The sequence below is a fragment of the Pseudomonas sp. NFIX49 genome (genome assembly GCF_900115915.1).
Lineage (GTDB): Bacteria > Pseudomonadota > Gammaproteobacteria > Pseudomonadales > Pseudomonadaceae > Aquipseudomonas > Aquipseudomonas pharyngis.
Map to the genome: position 1 here is coordinate 338699 of NZ_FOYE01000008.1, position 21088 is coordinate 359786.

Consider the following 21088-nt stretch of genomic DNA (forward strand, 5'->3'; position numbering starts at 1 on the left):
CCATACTTACCAATATTGATCCCTCACGAGGAGCACCTCATGCCCTACCACCATATCCTGGTCGCCGTAGATCTGACCGAAGAGTGCGACCCTGTGATCCACCGCGCCCGAGAGCTGTCGGTAAGCAATGGCGCGAAGCTGTCGCTGGTGCATATCGTCGAACCGATGGCCATGGCCTTCGGCGGTGACGTGCCGATGGATCTGTCACAACTGCAACAACAGCAGTTCGATCAGGCCAAGGAACGTCTCGAACGCCTGAAGCACAAGTACACCGAGCTCGAAGGCGCCAACTGCCACTTGACCTACGGCCAGCCACGTCAGGAAATCCACCATTTTGCCAAGGAACAGCAGTGCGACCTGATCGTGGTCGGCAGCCATGGCCGGCATGGTCTGGCGTTGTTGCTGGGCTCGACCGCCAATGACGTGCTGCACGGCGCACCGTGCGATGTGCTGGCGGTGCACCTGGTCAAACGCTGATACCAGTCACTTATGAAAAGCTGAAAAGCCCGGCGCCCATAACTGGACACCGGGCTTTTTCATGCCTGGAATCAATCAGGCGTCCAGCTCGGCCCAACGCTCAACCAAGGCATCCAGCTCCGCCTGCAATTGCTCCAGAGAAGCAATCACCTTGGCCATCTCGGCTGGTGGACGCTGATAGAAACCGGTCTCGGCCATTTCAGCCTCGACAGCAGCAATCTGCTGCTCTTTGGCGTCGATATCGCCCGGCAGGGCTTCCAGCTCGCGTTGAAGCTTGTAGCTCAGTTTCTTCTTCGCAGCCGGGGCCGCAGCAACAGGCGCGGCGACCGGAGCCGGCTCAGCAGTGACCACCGCCGAGTTCAGGTCAGCCTTGCCGGATTTGCTTTCCGTCACGCCCAGCAGACGCGGCGAGCCGCCCTGGCGGATCCAGTCCTGATAGCCGCCGACGTATTCGCGAACCTTGCCTTCACCTTCGAAGACCAGGGTGCTGGTGACCACGTTGTCGAGGAATGCCCGGTCGTGGCTGACCATCAGCACAGTGCCGTTGAAGGTCAGCAGCACTTCCTCGAGCAGCTCAAGGGTTTCCACGTCGAGGTCGTTGGTCGGCTCGTCGAGTACCAGCAAGTTCGCCGGCTTGCTGAACAGTTTGGCCAGCAGCAGACGCGCACGCTCGCCGCCGGACAACGCCTTCACCGGCGTGCGGGCACGCTGCGGGCTGAACAGGAAGTCGCCGAGATAGCTCAGCACGTGGCGGCTCTGGCCGTCGATATCGATGAAGTCGCGACCTTCGGCGACGTTGTCGATCACGGTCTTTTCCAGATCCAGCTGATGGCGCAACTGATCGAAATAGGCCACATCGATCCTGGTGCCCTCTTCCACTTTGCCGCTGGTCGGTTGCAGACCGCTGAGCATCAGCTTCAGCAGGGTGGTCTTGCCAGTACCGTTGGCGCCGAGCAGGCCGATCCGGTCGCCGCGCTGCAGCACCATGGAGAAATCGCGGATCAGGAACGGACCGCCCGGATGCGCGAAGCTCACGTTATCCAGCACCATCACCTGCTTGCCGGACTTCTCCGCTGTTTCCAGCTGGATGTTGGCCTTGCCGGTGCGCTCGCGACGCTCGCTGCGTTCCACGCGCAATGCTTTCAGGGCACGTACGCGGCCTTCGTTACGGGTGCGGCGGGCCTTGATGCCCTGGCGAATCCAAACTTCTTCCTGGGCCAGACGCTTGTCGAACAGCGCGTTGGCGGTTTCTTCGGCGGCCAGTGCGGCTTCTTTGTGAACGAGGAAACTGGCGTAGTCGCCGTTCCAGTCGATCAGGCCACCGCGATCCAGTTCGAGGATGCGGGTGGCAAGGTTTTGCAGGAAGGAACGGTCGTGCGTGATGAACAGCACGGCGCCCTGAAAATCCTTCAGCGCTTCTTCAAGCCAGGCAATCGCACCGATGTCCAGGTGGTTGGTCGGCTCGTCGAGCAGTAGCAGATCCGGCTCGGACACCAGCGCCTGCGCCAGCAGCACACGACGACGCCAGCCGCCGGACAGTTCGGCGAGGGTCTTGTCGGCCGGCAGTTGCAGGCGGCTCAGGGTGCTGTCGACCAGGGTCTGCAAGCGCCAGCCATCGCGGGCTTCGAGGTCGTGCTGGACGTGCATCAGCTTGTCCAGATCGGCGTCGGTGACGATGTTCTGGCTCAGGTGATGGTATTCGGCAAGCAACGCACCTACACCATCGAGGCCTTCGGCAACCACGTCGAACACAGTCCGCTCGTCGGCCACCGGCAATTCCTGCGGCAATTCACCGATTTTCAGACCGGGGGCACGCCACACCGAGCCGTCATCAGGCTTCTGGTCGCCCTTGACCAGTTTCATCATGCTGGATTTGCCAGTGCCGTTGCGGCCGATGATGCACACCCGCTCACCACGGGCGATCTGCCAGGACACCTTGTCCAACAACGGCATCGCGCCGAATGCAAGGGACACATCGCTGAATTTGAGCAGGGTCATGAGCTTCTCCAAAAACCGGGCGCGCATTCTACCTGAATCAAGACCCGAACAGGCCGGCAATTTCGCCGCTGACGCACTCTGCACAACAATTGTTGCGAACTTGTGCTGCAAGGTCGGCAAAGCTTTCGCCCCTTGCTGGCAAAAGGCTAAGCTACAGGCAATTCAGTGCCGGTTTGAGCCGGCACTTGTCATGATTTCTCTGCCCGGATGTCTCATGCGCAGTCGCCTCTTCAGTGTTTTGTCATGTTTGCTGCTTTCCGCCGCTGCCGTTCAATCCGCCCAGGCGGTGGACCTGTCCACCCAACGCCAGTATTACGATGAAGCCAAGCGCGCCCTGGCCAAAGGCGACAGCGGCCCGTATTTCCGTTACAGCCAGGCACTCGCCGATTATCCGCTGGAGCCGTACCTCGCCTACGACGAGCTGACCGCCCGGCTGAAAACCGCCAGCAACGCGGAGATCGAAAAATTCCTCGCCGAACACGGTGACCTGCCCCAGGCCAACTGGATGAAACTGCGCTGGCTGCGCTGGCTGGCCGATCGCGGCGACTGGGCGACGTTCGTCAAGTATTACGACCCCAAACTGAATTTCACCGAACTGGACTGCCTCAACGCGCAGTACCAGATCAGCCACAACAAGAAGGCCGAGGGCTACGCCAACGCCGAGAAACTCTGGCTGACCGGCAAATCCCAGCCCGCCGCCTGTGATGCGCTGTTCGGCATGTGGGCCGCCGAAGGTCAGTTGACCGAACAGAAACGCTGGGAACGCGCCAAACTCGCCGCCCAGCACCGCAACTACCCACTGGCCAACAGCCTGGTCAATGGCCTGACCACCCTCGCCCCGCGCGGCCGCCTGCTGGTGGACGTGGCGCAGAAACCGGAATTGCTCAACCAGCCGTCGCGCTTCACGCCGGCCGATGAACCGATGTCGGACGTGGTCAGCCTCGGCCTGCGCCGCCTCGCGCGTCAGGACCCGGACAAGGCCATGGCCCTGCTCGACGGTTATGCCAGCAGCATGCATTTCTCCCGGGATGAAAAAGTCGCGATCGCCCGGGAAATCGGCCTGACGCTGGCCCGCCGCTTCGACAGCCGCGCGCTGGACGTGATGACCAAATACGATCCGGAACTGCGCGACAACACTGTATCCGAATGGCGCCTGCGTCTGTTGTTGCGTCTGGCGCGCTGGGATGACGCCTACCAACTGACCCGCCGTTTGCCACAGGACCTGGCCACCACCAACCGCTGGCGCTACTGGCAGGCCCGCAGTCTGGAACTGGCGCAACCGCAGAACCCGGAAGCACAGACGCTGTACAAGAACCTGTCGCGGGAACGGGATTTCTACGGTTTCCTCGCCGCTGACCGCTCGCAATCGCCGTACTCACTGAACAACAAGCCGCTGGTGCTCAGTCAGGCGCTGATCAACAAAGTGCGCAACACCCCTGGCGTACGGCGTGCACTGGAGTTCCACGCCCGTGGGCAGATCGTCGACGGTCGCCGCGAGTGGTATCACGTCAGCCGGCATTTCAGCCGCGACGAAATGGTCGCCCAGGCGAAACTGGCCTACGACTTGAAATGGTATTTCCCGGCGATCCGCACCATCAGTCAGGCGCAATACTGGGATGATCTGGACATCCGCTTCCCGATGGCCCACCGCGACACCCTGGTGCGCGAAGCCAAGGTGCGCGGCCTGCATTCGAGCTGGGTGTTCGCCATCACCCGTCAGGAAAGTGCGTTCATGGACGACGCCCGCTCCAGCGTCGGCGCCAGCGGCCTGATGCAACTGATGCCCGGCACCGCCAAGGAAACCGCGCGCAAGTTCAGCATTCCGCTGGCCTCGCCGCAGCAAGTGTTGGATCCGGATAAAAACATCCAGCTCGGCGCCGCCTATCTGAGCCAGGTGCACAGCCAGTTCAACGGCAACCGCGTACTCGCCTCCGCCGCCTATAACGCCGGCCCCGGCCGCGTGCGCCAATGGCTGCGCGGCGCCGACCACCTGAGCTTCGACGTGTGGGTGGAAAGCATCCCGTTCGACGAAACCCGCCAGTACGTACAGAACGTGTTGTCCTATTCGGTGATCTACGGCCAGAAACTCAACTCGCCACAGCCGCTGGTGGATTGGCATGAGCGGTATTTCGACGATCAGTGATCGGGGCGCGTATCGCCGATAGATCGACGTAAACAAAAATGCCCGCATCGAGAGATGCGGGCATTTTTTATGGCGTTCTACTGGGTCGGTTACTTAGTCGGTTACAGGGTCGGTCGAAGCTTGATGACCATCACTGAACTGCAACGCCGCCAACCGCGCATACAGCGGATTGCTCGCGATCAACTCCTGATGTGTGCCGATCGCCACCAGTTTGCCCTGATCCATCACCGCGATCCGGTCGGCGTTTTTCACCGTGGCCAACCGGTGGGCGATGACCAGTGTGGTGCGGTTTTGCATCAGGCTCGGCAGCGCTTGCTGGATCAGGTGTTCGCTCTGGGCATCGAGGGCGCTGGTGGCTTCGTCGAGCAGCAGGATCGGCGCGTCGACCAGCAGCGCCCGGGCGATTGCCAGGCGCTGGCGTTGTCCGCCTGACAGACCGAGGCCACCGTCGCCCAGATGGGTCTGGTAGCCGTCGGGCATCTGTTCGATGAAGTCGTGGGCGTGGGCGATTCTGGCCGCCTCCCGCACCTGCTCCAGCGTGGCGGTCGGGCAGCCGTAGCGAATGTTTTCTTCGACGCTGCCGAAGAACAGCGCCGGGGTTTGCGAGACCAGCGCGAAGCAGCGGCGCAAATCCAACGGGTCTAGGCTCGTCAGCGGCACGCCATCGATCAGGATCCGCCCTCCCCGGGGATCGTAGAAACGCAGCAGCAAGTCATACACCGTGGACTTGCCCGCGCCGGACGGTCCTACAAGCGCGAGGGTTTCTCCGGCGTTGATCGTCAGACTCAAGCCATCGACGGCAAGACTTTCGGGACGCGAAGGGTAGGAAAAACGCACATCCTGTAATTCCAGCTCGCCTTTGACCCGCCCCGGCAACGTCACCAACCCTGTGGTCGGTGGCTGAATAATGTTCTCCGAACGCAGCAGTTCCGCAATTCGCTCCGCGGCGCCGGCCGCTCGCTGCAACTCGCCAATCACTTCGCTCAACGTGCCAAACGCACTGCCAACAATCAGGCTGTAAAACACGAACGCCGCCAGTTCACCCGCCGAAATCCGTCCCGCGATCACGTCCATGCCGCCGACCCACAACATCACCGCGACGGCGCCGAGCACCAGCACGATCACCAGCGTGATCAGCCAGGCCCGCTGGAAAATCCGTTTGCGCGCGGTCTCGAACGCCTGCTCGACGGTGCTGGCGAAACGCTGTTCGTCCTGCACCTGATGGTTGTAGGCCTGCACGGTTTTGATCTGGCCGAGGGTTTCCGAGACGTAGCTGCCAATGTCGGCAATCCGGTCCTGACTCAGCCGGGAGAGGTTGCGCACGCGACGGCCGAAAATCAGGATCGGCGCAATCACCAGCGGCAGTGCGATCACCACGATGCTGGTGAGTTTGGGGTTGGTGATGAACAGCAGCACCACACCGCCAATGACCATCAGCAGATTACGCAGGAACAGCGACAGCGACGAGCCGATCACCGATTGCAGCAATGTGGTGTCAGCGGTCAATCGTGACTGGATTTCCGAGCTGCGATTGTCTTCGTAGAATCCGGGGTGCAGGTACACCAGATGGTTGAACACCTGCCGGCGAATGTCTGCCACCACGCGCTCACCGATCCAGGACACCAGATAAAACCGCGCAAAGGTGCCGACCGCCAGGCCAACCACCAACAGCATGAACAGGCCGATGGATTGATTGAGCAGGTGCGGCGACTGGGTCATGAACCCTTGATCGACCAGTAGCTTGATGCCCTGCCCCATCGACAGGGTGATGCCGGCCGTGACGATCAGTGCCAGCAGCGCACCAAAGGCCGGCCAGCGATAAGGGGCAAGGAAAGAACTGGTCAGGCGCAAGGCCCGGCGGTGGCGCGAGGAAAGCATCGGGATCATTCAGATTCACGTCGTGTGCTGATGGATAGGGCCAGCCTACAGAGTCAAATGGGGTGGAACTCTGCAAATCACAATGAGTCAGGTTAATTATGACCGGCAAGACTACCCCCTAGACGCTATTGGTCTAAGGTCCGGGTTGAGACAGGCGGTCATTTCTGTTTGAGTGGAGATGCCGTTCCGGATCGACCGCAGGGAGTTGTCACAGACTGGTCACCTGACGGTTTTAACCTAGGCACACAACCTGATGAGGAGACAGGCCATGTCCTTGCAAAACAGCAGCGATGACAAGATTGAAGTGATCCGCACCAAGCCCGGCCAACCTCTGGGTTGCTCGATCATCGACGAAAACGGGCGTGAAATTGAGATCACTGAAGACATGATCCAGGACGCCTGCCGCGAACTGGAGAAGCGATTGGTCAAGCCTGCCGAACAAAAGTGATATCGCCACCGTCTTCCTGACCCGGCCCCTGCAGGCCGGGTTTTTTCTGCCCGCTGTTTATACCGCCACAGCCCCCAGCGCGGTCACGATCTGGCGCAAGACGGGCGAATCCCCCTCGATCCGCACCTTCAAGCCTTCGATTTCGCGTCGCGAAGGATACTGTTTGCGCAGCAGATCAAACGCGGCGCGTTGCTCACCGACACTGCCCAGCAGCGTGCGACGGAAATCCGCGTCGTCCCGGCGCGGGTCGTACACACCGCGGCACAACATCGCCAGCGCCCAGGCCGGATCGCTGTCGGCATGCAAAGAAACTTCCGACAACCACGGCGCCGGCAGCAAATCGCCGAGCTGAATGGTGGCGGGCTCACCGATAAAGTCGCAGTAAGCCTGATAGATCTGCGCCGTGCCGCGCTGCTTGCCGTCGAGGCTGTAACCGGCGATGTGCGGCGTCGCCAACACACAGAGCTCGGCCAGAGAAACATCGACTTGCGGTTCGGCCTCCCAGACATCGAGCACCGCTTGCAGGTCTTCTCGCTCCAGCAGCACTTCGCGCAACGCGGTGTTATCCACTACCGGACCGCGAGCCGCGTTGATCAACCAGGCGCCGGGCTTGAGCTGCTGCAAACGCTGCTCGTCGAACAAATGCCAGGTCGCGCCGTCGCCGCTGCGGGTCAGCGGGGTATGCAGGCTGATCACATCGCACTGAGCGATGATCTGCTCCAGGCTGACATAGTCGCCGCCCTCGGCCGCCTGACGTGGCGGGTCGCAGACTTTCACGTTCCAGCCCAAGCCTTTCAGTACCTTGATCAGGCGGCCGCCGACTTCACCGGCACCGATCACGCCATAAGTGCGTTCACTCAACTCGACGCCTTCGATTTCGGCCAGGGTCATCAGACTGCCAAGCACGTAATCGACCACGCCCCGGGCATTGCAGCCGGGGGCGCTGGACCAGGTGATGCCGGCCTCGTTGAAATAGTCGAGATCCAGATGATCGGTGCCGATGGTGCAGGTGCCGACAAAACGCACCTTGCTGCCTTCGAGCAGTGCGCGGTTGACGTGGGTCACCGAGCGCACCAGCAGCACGTCGGCCTGTTCGACCGTGGCCCGGTCGATGGAACGGCCCGAAACCCGACGGATCTCGCCGAAACCGGCAAAAAAGGCATCGAGCAGCGGGATATTTTCGTCGGCAACAATCAGCATGGCGGGGCTCCTTGGGCGGATCGGCAGTGTAGGCGCTGGGACTGCGATGAGCCAGCAGGCTGTGATTTCTTGATGGGGCGCCGCGATTACAAATACGCAACAGAGGATTTTTCCTGACCGTTACGTCAGCGGCGTAGAATGCCCGACCTTGCGCATCAACCCCTGTGGACGCTTTGCCTGTGAATTCCGTGACTGACCGCCCCGCTGCCGTTTCCCTCAACCGCCCTGCCCGGGTTCGCCTGGAGCTGAAGAATCTGCTCGGCCTGGCCCTGCCGATCATGATCGCGCAACTGGCGACCACCGCCATGGGCTTCGTCGATGCGGTGATGGCCGGGCGCGTCGGGCCCAAGGATCTGGCGGCCGTGGCGCTGGGCAACTCGATCTGGGTGCCGGTGTTCCTGCTGATGACCGGCACCCTGCTGGCCACCACGCCGAAAGTCGCCCAGCGCTTCGGCGCCGGCACCCACAGCGAAATCGGCCCGATCGTGCGGCAAGCCTTGTGGCTGGCGCTGGTGGTGGGCCTGATGGCAACCACCCTGCTGTTCAGCGCCGAGCCGATCCTGCATCTGATGAAAGTCGATCCGGAGCTGATCGGCCCCTGCATGCAATACCTGCACGGTATCGCCAGCGGCCTGCCAGCGGTGGCCTTCTATCACGTGCTGCGCTGCACCAGTGATGGCCTCGGCCGCACGCGGCCGGCGATGGTGCTGGGCCTGTGTGGACTGGCGCTGAACATTCCGCTCAACTACGTGTTCATTTATGGTCACTTCGGCGTTCCGGCCATGGGCGGCGTCGGTTGCGGCTGGGCCACGGCCATCGTGATGTGGGTGATGGCGCTGGGTCTGGCCGGTTATGAGCGCTGGGCGCCGGCCTACAAGTCGAGCGAACTGTTCAGCCGTTTCGACTGGCCGCAATGGGCGGTGATCAAGCGCTTGCTGGCCATCGGTCTGCCAATTGGCGTCGCGGTGTTTGCCGAGTCGAGCATCTTCGCGGTGATCGCGCTGCTGATCGGCAGCCTCGGCGCCACAGTGGTGGCTGGGCACCAGATCGCGCTGAACGTCAGCTCGCTGGTGTTCATGATTCCGTACTCGCTGGGCATGGCAGTGACCGTGCGGGTCGGCCAGGCCTTGGGCCGTGAAGAACCCCGTGAAGCGCGTTTCGCCGCGGGCGTCGGCATGGGCACTGCGCTGGCTTATGCTTGCCTGTCGGCGAGCATGATGCTGCTGATGCGTGAACACATTGCGGCGATCTACACCTCCGATCCGATGGTGATTCACATCGCGGCGATGCTGATCGTGTACTCGGCGCTGTTCCAGTTCTCCGACGCGATTCAGGTTACCGCCGCCGGCGCCCTGCGCGGGTATCAGGACACCCGGGTGACGATGATCCTGACCCTGTTCGCCTATTGGGGCATCGGTCTGCCGGTGGGTTACGCCCTCGGCCTGACCGACTGGCTCGGCGAGCCACGCGGCCCGAGTGGCTTGTGGGAAGGCCTGATCGTCGGCCTCAGCTGCGCGGCGCTGATGCTGTCGATCCGCCTGACGCGCAGTGCACGCAAACGCATTCGCATCAGCCGCTCGATGGGCTGACCGGCCATAAAAAAAGACCTGCATTTGCAGGTCTTTTTTTGCCTTCCGATCAACCGGACTTCTTGCGGATCCAGTACAGATAGGTCCCGGCCTCTTCGTGCTGCCCCACCAGTTCATGGTCGAGAAACACGCAGAACTTGGGGATGTCGCGGCGGGTCGACGGGTCGGTGGCGATCACCTTGAGCAGGCCGCCGGGCACCAGGTCACGAATGTGCTGGTGCAGCATCATCACCGGCTCCGGGCAGTTGAGGCCCGTAGCATCGAGGGTGCCGTCGACCGGCGTATCGATCATTTCACTCATGATTCACTCCTGAAACTGGCCGGCATTGTCGCCCAATGCCGGGTGTTCGGTCACCTGTCGTGCGCTCAGCGGGCTTTGGCTTTCTTCACGTCATGGCGGCGCAGATGGCAGGTCACTTCCTCGCGGTCGTGGTACAGCTGCTTGCAACCGATGTCGACCTTGATCCCACGGGCCTTGAAACCGTCGGCGATGCGTTCGAGCAGGCGCTTCACTTCGGCGTAACGCTGCTTCATCGGCAACTTCAGGTTGACCACCGCTTCCCGGCAATGACCCTCGCCGATCCACTCTTCGAGCATCGCGGCGTTGCGCGCCGGCTTCTCGACGATGTCGCAGACCATCCAGTCCACCGGTTGCTTCGGTTTGAAGGTGAAACCGTCAGCCATCAAATGCTGCACCAGACCGGTGCCCATCAGGCTTTCGGCCATCGGGCCGTTGTCGATGGCGGTTACCAGCATGCCGCGGTTGACCAGTTGCCAGGTCCAGCCGCCCGGCGCCGCGCCGAGGTCGACGCCGGTCATGTCGCTGTGCAGACGATCTTCCCACTGGTCGCGGGGGATGAAGTGGTGCCAGGCCTCTTCCAGTTTCAGGGTCGAACGGCTCGGCGCCTCACGCGGGAACTTCAGACGCGGAATGCCCATCGGCCACATTGCCGAGTTACCGGCGTCGGCCAGACCGAGAAACACCTCACGGCCGCTCTTGAAGGTCAGCAGCAGACGCGGCTTGCTGGCGTCCTCCACCAGTTTGCCGGCGCCGGTCAGGGCCTTGCGCAGCGGGCCTTCGAATTTCTTGCAGAAGTTCGACAGCTCCTTGCCGTCATTGGTGTCGACGACTTCCAGCCACAGGCTGCCACAGACCGGGAATTCCGCCATGTGCGCAAGGATCACGCTGATGCGGTCGTTTTCCGGCAGATCGATGAAAAACCCGCGCGCCCACTGGCGCGGGAAGATCAGCTCGGCGAAACGCTGACCGCGCATCAGACGCTCGGCGCCATCCTCTTCGGTGCAGACGAACTCGGCGCAAGCGGTAGCCGGTTTGGCCTTGGCGTAGCCGGCCACGTTGAGTTGGGCGGCGAGGTCGGAAATCTCCGAGCAGACTTCGCCTTCGAAGCCTGGCCGGCAATGCATGAATAGGGTGTTCATTCTTACTCCTGGGCAGAGGGCGATCATTCATCCCCTGCGCGATGCCCAGACCCTGCGATGAAGCAAAGCCTGTCACGAAAACCGGCGCATGATAGCCCATGTCGGAACCTTGGACTTGCCCATAGAGTCCAGTTATTAGCCAGCTACTGAAAACAGGGCTACGTTGATAGCTCTGCCCGTCCCCTCAGTCCGTAGCCGTGCGGACTCAAAGGAGTGATCGTAATGCCGTCCCTTGATAGCCTGAACACCCTTAAAACCCTGAAGATAGACGACAAGACTTACCACTATTTCAGCCTGCCGGATGCCGCCAAGAACTTGGGCGATCTCGACAGGTTGCCGATGTCGCTGAAAGTCCTGCTGGAAAACCTGCTGCGCTGGGAAGATGAAAAAACCGTCACCGGCGCCGACCTCAAGGCCATTGCCGCGTGGCTCAAGGAGCGCCGCTCCGACCGGGAAATCCAGTACCGCCCTGCCCGCGTGCTGATGCAGGACTTCACCGGCGTACCCGCCGTGGTCGATCTGGCCGCCATGCGCGCCGCCATGGCCAAGGCCGGTGGTGATCCGCAGCGAATCAACCCGTTGTCGCCGGTGGATCTGGTGATCGACCACTCGGTGATGGTCGATAAATTCGGCAGTGCCAGCGCCTTCGAACAGAACGTCGACATCGAAATGCAGCGCAATGGTGAACGCTACGCCTTCCTGCGCTGGGGCCAGAGCGCCTTCGATAACTTCAGCGTGGTGCCGCCGGGCACCGGGATCTGCCACCAGGTCAACCTCGAATACCTCGGCCGCACGGTGTGGACCAAGGACGAAGACGGCCGCACCTATGCCTTCCCCGACACCCTGGTCGGCACCGACTCCCACACCACCATGATCAACGGCCTCGGCGTACTGGGCTGGGGCGTGGGCGGGATCGAGGCGGAAGCGGCGATGCTCGGGCAACCGGTGTCGATGCTGATTCCCGAAGTCATCGGTTTCAAACTTACCGGCAAACTAAAGGAAGGCATCACCGCCACCGACCTGGTGCTGACCGTCACCCAGATGCTGCGCAAGAAAGGCGTGGTCGGCAAATTCGTCGAGTTCTATGGCGACGGTCTCGCCGACCTGCCGCTGGCCGACCGCGCAACCATCGCCAACATGGCCCCGGAATATGGCGCGACCTGCGGCTTCTTCCCGGTGGATGACGTGACCCTCGACTACCTGCGCCTGTCCGGCCGTCCGCCTGAAGTGGTGAAACTGGTCGAGGCCTACACCAAGGCACAGGGTCTGTGGCGCCTGCCCGGTCAGGAACCGGTGTTCACCGACAGCCTGGCGCTGGACATGGGCAGCGTCGAAGCCAGCCTCGCCGGGCCGAAACGCCCGCAGGACCGAGTCTCGCTGCCGAATGTCGGTCAGGCGTTCAGCGACTTCCTCGAATTGCAGTTCAAACCCACCAGCAAGGAAGAAGGACGCCTGGAGAGCGAGGGCGGCGGTGGCGCGGCGGTGGGCAGTGCCGATCTGGTCGGCGAAACGGATTATGAGCACGACGGCCACACCTATCGCCTGAAAAACGGCGCGGTGGTGATTGCCGCGATCACCTCCTGCACCAACACCTCCAACCCCAGCGTAATGATGGCTGCCGGCCTGCTGGCGAAAAAAGCCGTGGAAAAGGGCCTGACCCGCAAGCCGTGGGTGAAGAGTTCGCTGGCTCCGGGTTCGAAAGTCGTCACCGATTACTACAAGGCCGCCGGATTGACGCAGTACCTCGACCAGCTCGGTTTTTCGCTGGTCGGTTACGGCTGCACCACTTGCATCGGCAACTCCGGGCCGCTGCCGGAGCCGATCGAAAAAGCCATCCAGAAAGCCGACCTGACCGTGGCTTCGGTGCTGTCCGGCAACCGCAACTTTGAAGGCCGGGTGCATCCGCTGGTGAAAACCAACTGGCTGGCGTCACCGCCACTGGTGGTCGCCTACGCCCTGGCCGGCACTGTGCGCACCGATATCAGCAGCGAACCGCTGGGCAATGACCAGCAGGGCAATCCGGTTTACCTGCGTGACATCTGGCCGAGCAGCAAGGAGATCGCTGACGCGGTGAATCAGGTCAACACGGCGATGTTCCACAAGGAATACGCCGAAGTGTTTGCCGGTGACGAACAGTGGCAAGCCATCGAAGTCCCGCAAGCCGCGACCTACGTCTGGCAGGCGGATTCGACCTACATCCAGCATCCGCCGTTCTTCGATGACATTGCCGGGCCATTGCCGGTGATCGCCGATGTGAAAGGTGCGCGAGTGCTGGCGCTATTGGGCGATTCGGTGACCACCGACCACATCTCCCCCGCCGGCAACATCAAGGTCGACAGCCCGGCCGGACGTTACCTGCGCGAGCAAGGCGTCGAGCCACGGGACTTCAACTCCTACGGCTCGCGCCGGGGCAACCACGAAGTGATGATGCGCGGCACGTTTGCCAATATCCGTATCCGCAACGAAATGCTCGGCGGCGAAGAAGGTGGCAACACGATCTACATTCCGACCGGCGAGAAACTGGCGATCTACGACGCGGCCATGCGTTATCAGGGCTCAAGCACGCCGCTGGTGGTGATTGCCGGGCAAGAATACGGCACCGGTTCCAGCCGCGACTGGGCGGCCAAGGGCACCAATCTGCTGGGCGTGAAAGCGGTGATCGCCGAAAGCTTCGAGCGCATCCACCGCTCCAACCTGGTGGGCATGGGCGTGCTGCCGTTGCAGTTCAAACTGGATCAGAACCGCAAGAGCCTGAACCTCACCGGCAAGGAAACCCTGGATATCCAGGGCCTGAGCGGTGTCGAGCTGACGCCACGGATGAACCTGACCCTGGTCATCACCCGTGAAGACGGACGGCAGGAGAAAATCGAAGTGCTGTGCCGAATCGACACCTTGAACGAGGTGGAGTACTTCAAGTCCGGCGGGATTCTGCATTACGTGTTGCGCCAGTTGATCGCCTCGTAAGACCTGCAGATGCAGAAACACCGCCAGATCGGCGGTGTTTCTGTTTGAGCACGGCACTTTTCTGCAGACGAAAAAAAACCCGCCGAAGCGGGTTTTTCCCAAGACCATTATCGACTCCCTGTCGGCAGCGATCCTTGCTAATGGTCGATCATCCGTGATCCTGAAACACTCCCTGTGCTTCAGTTGATGAGGCTAGATTACGCTGTGGATCCAATCGGCAATAGTCGAAAAAGCTACCAGCGCGTGTAAGACATTCGCCATAGCGCGCCTTCCGAAAACCCTTAGGCGTGTCAGGCATTGAGCGCGGAAGCCGCCAGTTGGGCGACTTTCAGCTGTCCGGCGGCGGCTTTTTGCTCGTCATCCTCCATGAACCATGCGGCAGACAGTCCGGCAAAGGCCAATACCCATTGCAGCAAGCGGCTTCGCTCGATGCCCGCTGTTGCGCAGATCACCTCGACTTGCCGCTGAAAGCGCTCCGGATCGGTGGCCGTCGGCAGTTCCGGGTTACAGATCAGGTTGGCGTAGTCATAACCACGCTCGCCCCGCACCCGCTTGGGGTCGATGGCCAGCCAGCCCCGTGGGCCAAAATCGAGGACGTTGTCGTGGTGCATGTCGCCGTGCAGCACCACTACGTCCTGTGGCTCGGCAAGCAAGGTCTGGGCGGTTTGCAGACATTCGGCGTATTGGCCGCCGTATCGGGCCACGGCCATTGTTAATGATGCAAACCATGGCGCCAGCTCCACCAACGGGGGTGGCGGCGTTGGTCGCGGTGCGTGCAGGTGCGCCAGCGCTCGACACATGATCCGCGTGGCCTCGTCGTCTTCGCCGTTGAGCGCCATGTGCATCAGCGAACGCTGGCCCATGGCCCGCTCCAGCAACAGGCCTTCATCGTGATGGGCGAGCACCCGGGCGGCGCCATCGCCGTCCCACCAGGTCATCAGCAGGTTGCCGTACTTTTCCTCGTCGTCCACCGCGACTTTCAGCATTGCCGGCACATCGCCCTGACGCACCGACAACAGGCGGCTGCCCGGGGTGATGACCGGCTCGCCGTCCGGCACCAGCGCCCAGCGTTCCAGCCACGGCGTGAACAGGTCGAGATCAGCCACCTTCACGCTCGCGGGCCCGGTCGCTCTCCGCGAGGAAGTGCTCAAGCCGACTCAACTGTTCCTCCCAGCCCCGGCTGTCCATGTAGTACGCCTCTTTCTGGCGAACGTCGGGAATGTGCGCGAAACCGGACTCGGAGACTTTCAGCAGCGTGCCGTTCTCGTAGTCCTGCAGTTCGAATCTGACCAGGGTGGTCGGTTCCTGCGAGTAGTCGATTTTCGGATTTACCGCATAGGGATGCCAGCGGAAGGAGAACAGCTGCTGCGGCTCGACCCGCTCCACCAGCACGTTCCACAACACATGTTCATAACCGGGGTACGTCACCTGCCCCTGCGTCCATTCGCCCGCGATAAACCGCCGGCCCTCCAGCGCAACGCCGAACCACTGGCCGAACGCCTCGGCATCGACCAGGGCGCGCCAGACATGGGAGCGCGGCGACCTGAGCATGATCTTGCGTTCAAAGCTATTGGGTACTGGTTTCATACGTCACCTCCTGTTTTGAACAGTAGGCTTGTATGACCACATGTCCAATCCGAAGTTGTATCGATCCACTGCAAAGGGCGGGTCTGATTGAAATATCCGGCAGTATTTTGGGGCACCGGTTCGTCAGAATGCGCACGGATCAGCGCGGCGAAACTGCTAACGTTCGCAGCGAATTGAACGACACAAGGACGTCATCATGCAGCCCTCCCTCCCCGAACGTTACCGTGGCGCCCTGCTCGGCCTGGCCTGCGGCGATGCCGTGGGAACCACCGTCGAATTCCAGCCTCGCGGCAGCTTCCAGCCCCTGACCGACATGGTCGGTGGTGGGCCTTTTCACTTGAAGCCCGGACAATGGACCGACGACACCTCGATGGCGTTGTGTCTGGCAGAAAGCCTGCTGAACAAAAATGCTTTCGATGCCGCTGACCAGATGGGCCGCTATCTGAACTGGTGGCAGTGGGGTTATCTGAGTTCGACTGGCGAATGCTTCGATATCGGCATGACCGTGAGTCAGGCTCTGGATCGCTATCAACAAACCGGAGAGCCGTTTGCCGGCTCTACTGACCCGCACAGTGCCGGCAATGGCTCGTTGATGCGACTGGTGCCTGTGGTTCTGTTCTATTTCCCCGATGCCCGGCAAATCAGGCGATTCGCCGCTGACAGTTCACGCACCACCCACGCGGCGCCCGAGGCCATCGAATGTTGCCAACTGTTTGCCGAACTGCTCTGCAAGGCCCTGGAAGGCGCATCGAAAGCGCAACTGCGCACTCTGCCCCAAACATCCTTCCACCAGCCCAAGGTGGCGGCGATTGCCCGGGGTAACTACCTGCACAAGACCGAGCGCGAAATCCGCGGCAGCGGCTACTGCGTCGAATCCCTGGAAGCGGCGTTATGGTGCTTCCAGCACACCAACAGCTTTGCCGCCGCCGTCCTGCAAGCGGCCAACTTGGGCGATGACGCAGACACCACGGCCGCCATTGTCGGTCAGTTGGCCGGAGCCCATTACGGCGTGCAGGGAATCCCGTTCGGATGGCTGGAAAAACTGCATGACGGAGAGGAAATTGCGGCGACTGCCGAACGGTTGCTCAACGCATCCAGACATCGCACACCTTGTTAGCGCCACGAAGTCGCTAAACTGCCCGGCACGTTCATTCATCAAAGCGAGATGACTCATGTGCCCACGCCTGCTTCTGGCCCTGACACCCTTTCTTTTCACTTCCGTCGTCCACGCCGCCGTGGACTGCGCCAATGCCAGCGATCAGGCGACGATGAATCAGTGCGCCGCGCAGGAAAACAAGGCGGCGGACAAGGAGTTGAACTCGGTTTATCAGCAGATTACCGCCCGGTTGAAGGACAACCCTGATGGCAAAAAACTGCTGGTGAGCGCGCAGCGGGCCTGGATCGGCTTTCGCGATGCCGAGTGCAAGTTTTCGGCATCCGGCGTGGCAGGCGGGAGTGTTTATCCGTTGATCTACAACAATTGCATCGCCTCGGTGACAAAGACGCGAACCGAGGCGCTCAAGCAGTATTTGAAGTGTGAGGAAGGCGACATGAGCTGCCCGGTGCCCGGGGCCTGATTTTCCAGAGTTTTTGAAGGCCTCTTCGCGGGCAAGCCCGCGCCCACATTTGAACCGCATTTCAAATGTGGGCGCGGGCTTGCTCGCGATGGCTTCAGGGCGATCGCAAGCACTACCGGCGCTACGGCAGGTGGGGTGCCTCAGCGTTGCCACACCTCGCCGTTCACGAAAAACGCTCGGGCATTGTCTTCGAGACTTTCCAGGTGATAACCGCCCTCCTGCACGATCAGGCATGGCAGGCCCAGGCTGCGAATCCGTTCGCCCAATGCTGCAAAACCTTCACGGGTCACGGCGACTTTGCTTTGCGGGTCCAGCTCATAGATATCGAAGCCCAGCGACAGCACCAGCACCTCGGCGCCGAACTCGCGTACCGCGTTCAATGCGACTTCCAGTTGCCCGAGGAAATCCGCTTCGCTTGATCCATGAGCCATCGGCAGGTTGAGGTTGAAGCCCTCCCCCGCGCCGCTGCCACGTTCGTCGGCGAACCCGGCGACGCCCGGATAGAAGTTGGTCGGATCGCCATGCACCGAGACGTAAAGCACATCATCACGGTCGTAGAAAATCTCCTGGATGCCCTGACCGTGGTGCATGTCGGTGTCGAGCACGGCGACTTTTTCAAACTTGTCACGCAGCACCTGCGCCGCCACCGCCGCGTTGTTCACGTAGCAGAAACCACCCGCCGCTTCGGCCCGGGCATGATGCCCCGGCGGACGGCACAAGGCGTAGGCCGCAGGCTCGCCATCGATCAGCGCTTGAGCCCCGGCCACCGCGCTTTGCGCTGACCAATAAGCCGATCGCCAGGTCTGCTCGCCGACTGGACAACTGCCGTCCGCCAGATAGCGCGCCGCCTGGGCGAGGATGCCGCGCAAAGCGTTGGGCTCGCGGACGAAAATGTTCGACATCACCTCGTCGCCCCAGTCTTCGGGGATCTCTTTCCAGCGTGCATGCGCTTCCTGAAGGAACGTCAGATACGGTGCACCATGCACCGCCAGCAGCGGCGCGAGACCGGCATCGGCGGGTTGCTCGACACTGAAGCCCAAACCGTGGGCGGCCTGCACCAGACGCTGCGCACGCTCGGGGACTTCCTGCGGCGTACGCATCTGCCCGCGCGAGTAATAGCTGCGTGGATGGTGGAGCAATTGTTCGGCATGGAAAAAACTGCGCATGATTCAGACTCCCTGTTCGATTAGACCGGCGCGGGCCAGCACGGCGTTGAGCAATACGTCGGTGCCCTGCTTCACATCTTCGGGCAACACGTCCTCGGCTTCGTTGTGACTCAAGCCGCCGACGCACGGGATGAACACCATCGCCGTCGGGCAGTAGCGTGCGAGATGAATCGCGTCATGCCCGGCGCCGCTGACAATCGACTGCTGAGCGTAGCCCAGCGCATCCACCGCTTCTTGCACGGCTGCCACGCATTCGGCGTCGAACGGCGTGGCCGGGCTGATCCAGTGCGGGGTGATCGTCAGGTTCAAGCCCCGGCCATCGGCAATCGCCTGCAACCGGGCGCGGACTTGTTGTTCCATCGCGGCAATCGCTTCGTCACGGTGATGACGCAGATCGACGGTGAAATTCACCAGCCCCGGAATGGTATTGCGCGAGGACTTGTTGATACTCAACTCGCCGACCGTGGTCAGGCCTTCGGGGGCAAAATCCGTGGCCAAGCCTTCAATCGCCTGAATCATCCGCGCCACGCCGTACAGCGCATCTTTGCGCAGCGGCATCGGCGTGGTGCCGGCGTGAGCGGCCATGCCTTCGACACGCACATCGAGCCAGCGGATCGCCTGACCACCCGTGACCACGCCGATGCTTTTGGCGTTGTCTTCAAGGATCGGGCCTTGCTCGATGTGCGCCTCAAAATACGCATCCACCGCGCCGCCCAACGGACGTTCACCGGCGTAACCGCTACGCTGCAACGCTTCGGCAACGCTGATGCCATCGACATCACGTACCGCCAGCGCAGCGTCCAAATCCATGATCCCGGTGAACACCGCCGAGCCGAACATGGCCGGGGTGAAGCGCGCACCTTCTTCGTTGGTCCACACCGCCACTTCCAGCGGTTTGCGGGTCTGGATGTTCTGGTCGTTGAGGCAACGTACCACTTCCAGACCGGCGAGTACGCCGTAGACGCCGTCGAAACGCCCGCCTTCGGGCTGGGTGTCGAGGTGGCTGCCCATCATCACCGGCGCGGCGTCCGGATCGGTGCCGGCGCGACGGGCGAACAGGTTGCCGATGGCGTCCACGCTCAGGGTCATGCCGGCTTCGCGGCACCAGTGGGCGAACAGTTCGCGACCGGCCTTGTCTTCGTCGCTCAATGCCAGACGGCAGCTGCCGCCTCGGGCTGTCGCACCGATTTCGGCCATGGCCATCAGGCTCGCCCACAGGCGTTCGCCATTGATCTTCAACATGAGGTTCTCCTGAAATTCCGGGTCAGGCACGGGCCAGTTCCGCGCGACGGGCGCTGGCGTGACGCCGGGCGAGGGACAGCACACAGATCAGCGAAATGCCGGCGATCAGGCTGTAGAACACCGCCATCGGCCACCACTGCCCGGTGAACTTGTGCGCGAGCATCGTGCCGATCAGTGGCGTCAACCCACCGGCCACCGCGCCGCAAATCTGATAGGCCAGCGAGATCGCGGTGTAGCGCACGCGAGTCTCGAACATGCCGCTGACGTACCCGGCGATCACTGCGTAGAACGACGCCATGCACACCACCGCCAGCGCGATGCCGAGGATGATCAGCGGCGCCTGGGCCAAACTGACCAGCACGAACATCGGGTACGGCGAGACCATCGCCAGCAGCGACACCAGACACAGGAAACGTGTCGCGCCGATCTTCTCCGCCGTCCACGCGGCCAGCGGCTGGATGCAGAACTGGATGATCGCAACGAAAAACAGGCATTCGAGAATCAGCGAACGTGGCAGTGCCAGTTGCTGAGTGGTGTAGGCGATCATGAAGGTGTTGGTGAAATACACCCCGGCGATGCCCAGCGTGTTGGCGCCGATGCACAGCAACAGCGGACGCCACGCGGTGCGCAGTACTTCCATGACCGGCGCCTGTTCTTTCTTGATTTGCTTGCTGGCCTGCTCGCGGCTGGCGAGGAATTCCGGCGACTCGTTCACGCCCAGGCGAATCGCCAGGCCCACCAGCAGCAACAGCGCACTGGCGAGGAACGGCAGGCGCCAGCCCCAGCTCATCAGGTCTTCTTCCGGCAAACGGGTCACGGCACTGAAGGCCAGCAGCGACAGGATCAAACCCGCCGGGCTTCCCAGTTGCGCGAACGAAGCGAAGAAATTGCGCCGGCCCTTCGGCGCATGCTCGCCGGCCATCAACACCGCCCCGCCCCACTCGCCACCGACGGCAATGCCCTGGACGATGCGCAACAGAATCAGCAACACCGGCGCGGTTGCGCCGATCTGCGCGTAGGTCGGCAACAGGCCGATGCACACCGTCACTACGCCCATCATCAACAGTGTGATGATCAGGGATTTCTTGCGACCGATACGGTCGCCGATATGACCGAAAATGATCCCGCCCAACGGCCGGGCAAAGAAGCCCACGGCGAAGGTGCCGAACGCCGCCATGGTGCTGAACAGCGGATCGTCGGAGGGAAAGAACAGCGCGCCGAACACCAGCGCGGCGGCGGTGGCGTAGATGTAAAAGTCATACCACTCGATCATGGTGCCGATGAAGGCTGCGGCCGCCGCACGGCGCGGCTGGTTCGAAGCGTGGGGCTTCATGGGGTCGGGCTCCTTTGATTGTTTTTTTGGCAGGAGGAAAACGTAA

Annotated in this window: 17 protein-coding genes; 7 read left to right on the forward strand and 10 right to left on the reverse strand. The window is 61.9% G+C overall.

The annotated features are described in order from the left end of the window. Positions 1 to 39 precede the first annotated feature (39 nt). The gene (locus tag BMZ46_RS23635) at positions 40 to 477 is read left to right on the forward strand and encodes a universal stress protein (RefSeq protein WP_011335197.1); all 438 of its coding nucleotides are present in this window, start codon (positions 40 to 42) and stop codon (positions 475 to 477) included. 75 nt (positions 478 to 552) lie between these two features. On the opposite strand, the gene BMZ46_RS23640 is transcribed toward BMZ46_RS23635, so the two are convergent. Then, positions 553 to 2475, reverse strand: a complete 1923-nt coding sequence (locus BMZ46_RS23640) for an ATP-binding cassette domain-containing protein (RefSeq protein ID WP_074689253.1) — start codon at positions 2473 to 2475, stop codon at positions 553 to 555. A gap of 214 nt (positions 2476 to 2689) precedes the next feature. On the opposite strand from BMZ46_RS23640, the gene BMZ46_RS23645 reads away from it, so the two are divergent. Continuing rightward, positions 2690 to 4618, forward strand: a complete 1929-nt coding sequence (locus BMZ46_RS23645; RefSeq protein ID WP_074689255.1) for a transglycosylase SLT domain-containing protein — start codon at positions 2690 to 2692, stop codon at positions 4616 to 4618. Positions 4619 to 4711: 93 nt separating this feature from the next. Here the strand turns inward: BMZ46_RS23645 and BMZ46_RS23650 are convergent, their stop codons facing one another. Beyond that, the gene (locus BMZ46_RS23650; RefSeq protein WP_166742321.1) at positions 4712 to 6505 is read right to left on the reverse strand and encodes an ABC transporter transmembrane domain-containing protein; all 1794 of its coding nucleotides are present in this window, start codon (positions 6503 to 6505) and stop codon (positions 4712 to 4714) included. A gap of 259 nt (positions 6506 to 6764) precedes the next feature. Here BMZ46_RS23650 and BMZ46_RS23655 point away from each other — a divergent pair, with 259 nt between their 5' ends. Further along, positions 6765 to 6944: a PA1571 family protein gene (locus tag BMZ46_RS23655; RefSeq protein WP_074689257.1), complete on the forward strand. Its 180-nt coding sequence runs from the start codon at positions 6765 to 6767 to the stop codon at positions 6942 to 6944. 57 nt (positions 6945 to 7001) lie between these two features. Here BMZ46_RS23655 and pdxB read toward each other — a convergent pair whose 3' ends face one another. Beyond that, entirely contained in the window at positions 7002 to 8144 is a 1143-nt protein-coding gene (gene pdxB / locus BMZ46_RS23660; protein ID WP_074689259.1) for a 4-phosphoerythronate dehydrogenase PdxB, read from the reverse strand. A gap of 179 nt (positions 8145 to 8323) precedes the next feature. Here pdxB and BMZ46_RS23665 point away from each other — a divergent pair, with 179 nt between their 5' ends. Next, complete coding sequence (locus BMZ46_RS23665) at positions 8324 to 9733, forward strand: MATE family efflux transporter (RefSeq protein WP_074689261.1); 1410 nt, start codon at positions 8324 to 8326, stop codon at positions 9731 to 9733. Between the two features lie 49 nt (positions 9734 to 9782). Here BMZ46_RS23665 and tusA read toward each other — a convergent pair whose 3' ends face one another. Both tusA and rlmM read right to left on the reverse strand, forming a co-directional pair. Then, the gene (gene tusA / locus BMZ46_RS23670) at positions 9783 to 10034 is read right to left on the reverse strand and encodes a sulfurtransferase TusA (RefSeq protein ID WP_007953079.1); all 252 of its coding nucleotides are present in this window, start codon (positions 10032 to 10034) and stop codon (positions 9783 to 9785) included. Positions 10035 to 10099: 65 nt separating this feature from the next. Further along, positions 10100 to 11173 (reverse strand): 23S rRNA (cytidine(2498)-2'-O)-methyltransferase RlmM, encoded by a 1074-nt coding sequence (gene rlmM / locus BMZ46_RS23675; RefSeq protein WP_074689263.1) that lies wholly within the window; start codon positions 11171 to 11173, stop codon positions 10100 to 10102. Positions 11174 to 11395: 222 nt separating this feature from the next. Between rlmM and acnA the strand changes: the two genes are divergently transcribed. After that, positions 11396 to 14137 carry an aconitate hydratase AcnA gene (gene acnA, locus BMZ46_RS23680; protein ID WP_074689265.1) on the forward strand — a complete coding sequence of 914 codons (2742 nt, stop codon included), beginning with the start codon at positions 11396 to 11398 and terminating at the stop codon, positions 14135 to 14137. A 290-nt stretch (positions 14138 to 14427) separates the two neighbouring features. Here the strand turns inward: acnA and BMZ46_RS23685 are convergent, their stop codons facing one another. Both BMZ46_RS23685 and BMZ46_RS23690 read right to left on the reverse strand, forming a co-directional pair. Next, positions 14428 to 15243 (reverse strand): aminoglycoside phosphotransferase family protein, encoded by an 816-nt coding sequence (locus BMZ46_RS23685; protein WP_081353106.1) that lies wholly within the window; start codon positions 15241 to 15243, stop codon positions 14428 to 14430. Further along, a complete protein-coding gene (locus tag BMZ46_RS23690) occupies positions 15236 to 15724 on the reverse strand; it encodes an SRPBCC family protein (RefSeq protein WP_039772808.1) in 489 nt (162 codons plus the stop codon). Before BMZ46_RS23690 ends, BMZ46_RS23685 begins: the two co-directional genes overlap by 8 nt. Before the next feature lie 196 nt (positions 15725 to 15920). On the opposite strand from BMZ46_RS23690, the gene BMZ46_RS23695 reads away from it, so the two are divergent. Then, the gene (locus BMZ46_RS23695) at positions 15921 to 16841 is read left to right on the forward strand and encodes an ADP-ribosylglycohydrolase family protein (RefSeq protein WP_074689268.1); all 921 of its coding nucleotides are present in this window, start codon (positions 15921 to 15923) and stop codon (positions 16839 to 16841) included. Positions 16842 to 16896: 55 nt separating this feature from the next. Beyond that, positions 16897 to 17301, forward strand: coding sequence for a lysozyme inhibitor LprI family protein (locus BMZ46_RS23700; protein ID WP_074689270.1), 405 nt, complete (start codon positions 16897 to 16899; stop codon positions 17299 to 17301). Between the two features lie 140 nt (positions 17302 to 17441). Here the strand turns inward: BMZ46_RS23700 and BMZ46_RS23705 are convergent, their stop codons facing one another. From BMZ46_RS23705 to BMZ46_RS23715, 3 genes are read right to left on the reverse strand one after another with little or no spacing between them, the layout of a single operon-like run. Next, positions 17442 to 18467, reverse strand: a complete 1026-nt coding sequence (locus BMZ46_RS23705) for a histone deacetylase family protein (protein ID WP_074689272.1) — start codon at positions 18465 to 18467, stop codon at positions 17442 to 17444. Positions 18468 to 18470: 3 nt separating this feature from the next. Then, positions 18471 to 19709 carry a Zn-dependent hydrolase gene (locus tag BMZ46_RS23710; protein WP_074689274.1) on the reverse strand — a complete coding sequence of 413 codons (1239 nt, stop codon included), beginning with the start codon at positions 19707 to 19709 and terminating at the stop codon, positions 18471 to 18473. A gap of 22 nt (positions 19710 to 19731) precedes the next feature. After that, complete coding sequence (locus tag BMZ46_RS23715; RefSeq protein ID WP_074689276.1) at positions 19732 to 21042, reverse strand: MFS transporter; 1311 nt, start codon at positions 21040 to 21042, stop codon at positions 19732 to 19734. Between the last annotated feature and the right edge of the window lie 46 nt (positions 21043 to 21088).

Excerpts from the sequence above, each read along its gene's own strand:
- BMZ46_RS23635 (WP_011335197.1), top strand. The coding sequence starts at position 40 with ATGCCCTACCACCATATCCTGGTCGCCGTAGATCTGACCGAAGAGTGC.
- BMZ46_RS23640 (WP_074689253.1), bottom strand. The coding sequence starts at position 2,475 with ATGACCCTGCTCAAATTCAGCGATGTGTCCCTTGCATTCGGCGCGATG.
- BMZ46_RS23645 (WP_074689255.1), top strand. The coding sequence starts at position 2,690 with ATGCGCAGTCGCCTCTTCAGTGTTTTGTCATGTTTGCTGCTTTCCGCC.
- BMZ46_RS23650 (WP_166742321.1), bottom strand. The coding sequence starts at position 6,505 with ATGATCCCGATGCTTTCCTCGCGCCACCGCCGGGCCTTGCGCCTGACC.
- BMZ46_RS23655 (WP_074689257.1), top strand. The coding sequence starts at position 6,765 with ATGTCCTTGCAAAACAGCAGCGATGACAAGATTGAAGTGATCCGCACC.
- pdxB (WP_074689259.1), bottom strand. The coding sequence starts at position 8,144 with ATGCTGATTGTTGCCGACGAAAATATCCCGCTGCTCGATGCCTTTTTT.
- tusA (WP_007953079.1), bottom strand. The coding sequence starts at position 10,034 with ATGAGTGAAATGATCGATACGCCGGTCGACGGCACCCTCGATGCTACG.
- rlmM (WP_074689263.1), bottom strand. The coding sequence starts at position 11,173 with ATGAACACCCTATTCATGCATTGCCGGCCAGGCTTCGAAGGCGAAGTC.
- acnA (WP_074689265.1), top strand. The coding sequence starts at position 11,396 with ATGCCGTCCCTTGATAGCCTGAACACCCTTAAAACCCTGAAGATAGAC.
- BMZ46_RS23690 (WP_039772808.1), bottom strand. The coding sequence starts at position 15,724 with ATGAAACCAGTACCCAATAGCTTTGAACGCAAGATCATGCTCAGGTCG.
- BMZ46_RS23695 (WP_074689268.1), top strand. The coding sequence starts at position 15,921 with ATGCAGCCCTCCCTCCCCGAACGTTACCGTGGCGCCCTGCTCGGCCTG.
- BMZ46_RS23700 (WP_074689270.1), top strand. The coding sequence starts at position 16,897 with ATGTGCCCACGCCTGCTTCTGGCCCTGACACCCTTTCTTTTCACTTCC.
- BMZ46_RS23705 (WP_074689272.1), bottom strand. The coding sequence starts at position 18,467 with ATGCGCAGTTTTTTCCATGCCGAACAATTGCTCCACCATCCACGCAGC.
- BMZ46_RS23710 (WP_074689274.1), bottom strand. The coding sequence starts at position 19,709 with ATGTTGAAGATCAATGGCGAACGCCTGTGGGCGAGCCTGATGGCCATG.
- BMZ46_RS23715 (WP_074689276.1), bottom strand. The coding sequence starts at position 21,042 with ATGAAGCCCCACGCTTCGAACCAGCCGCGCCGTGCGGCGGCCGCAGCC.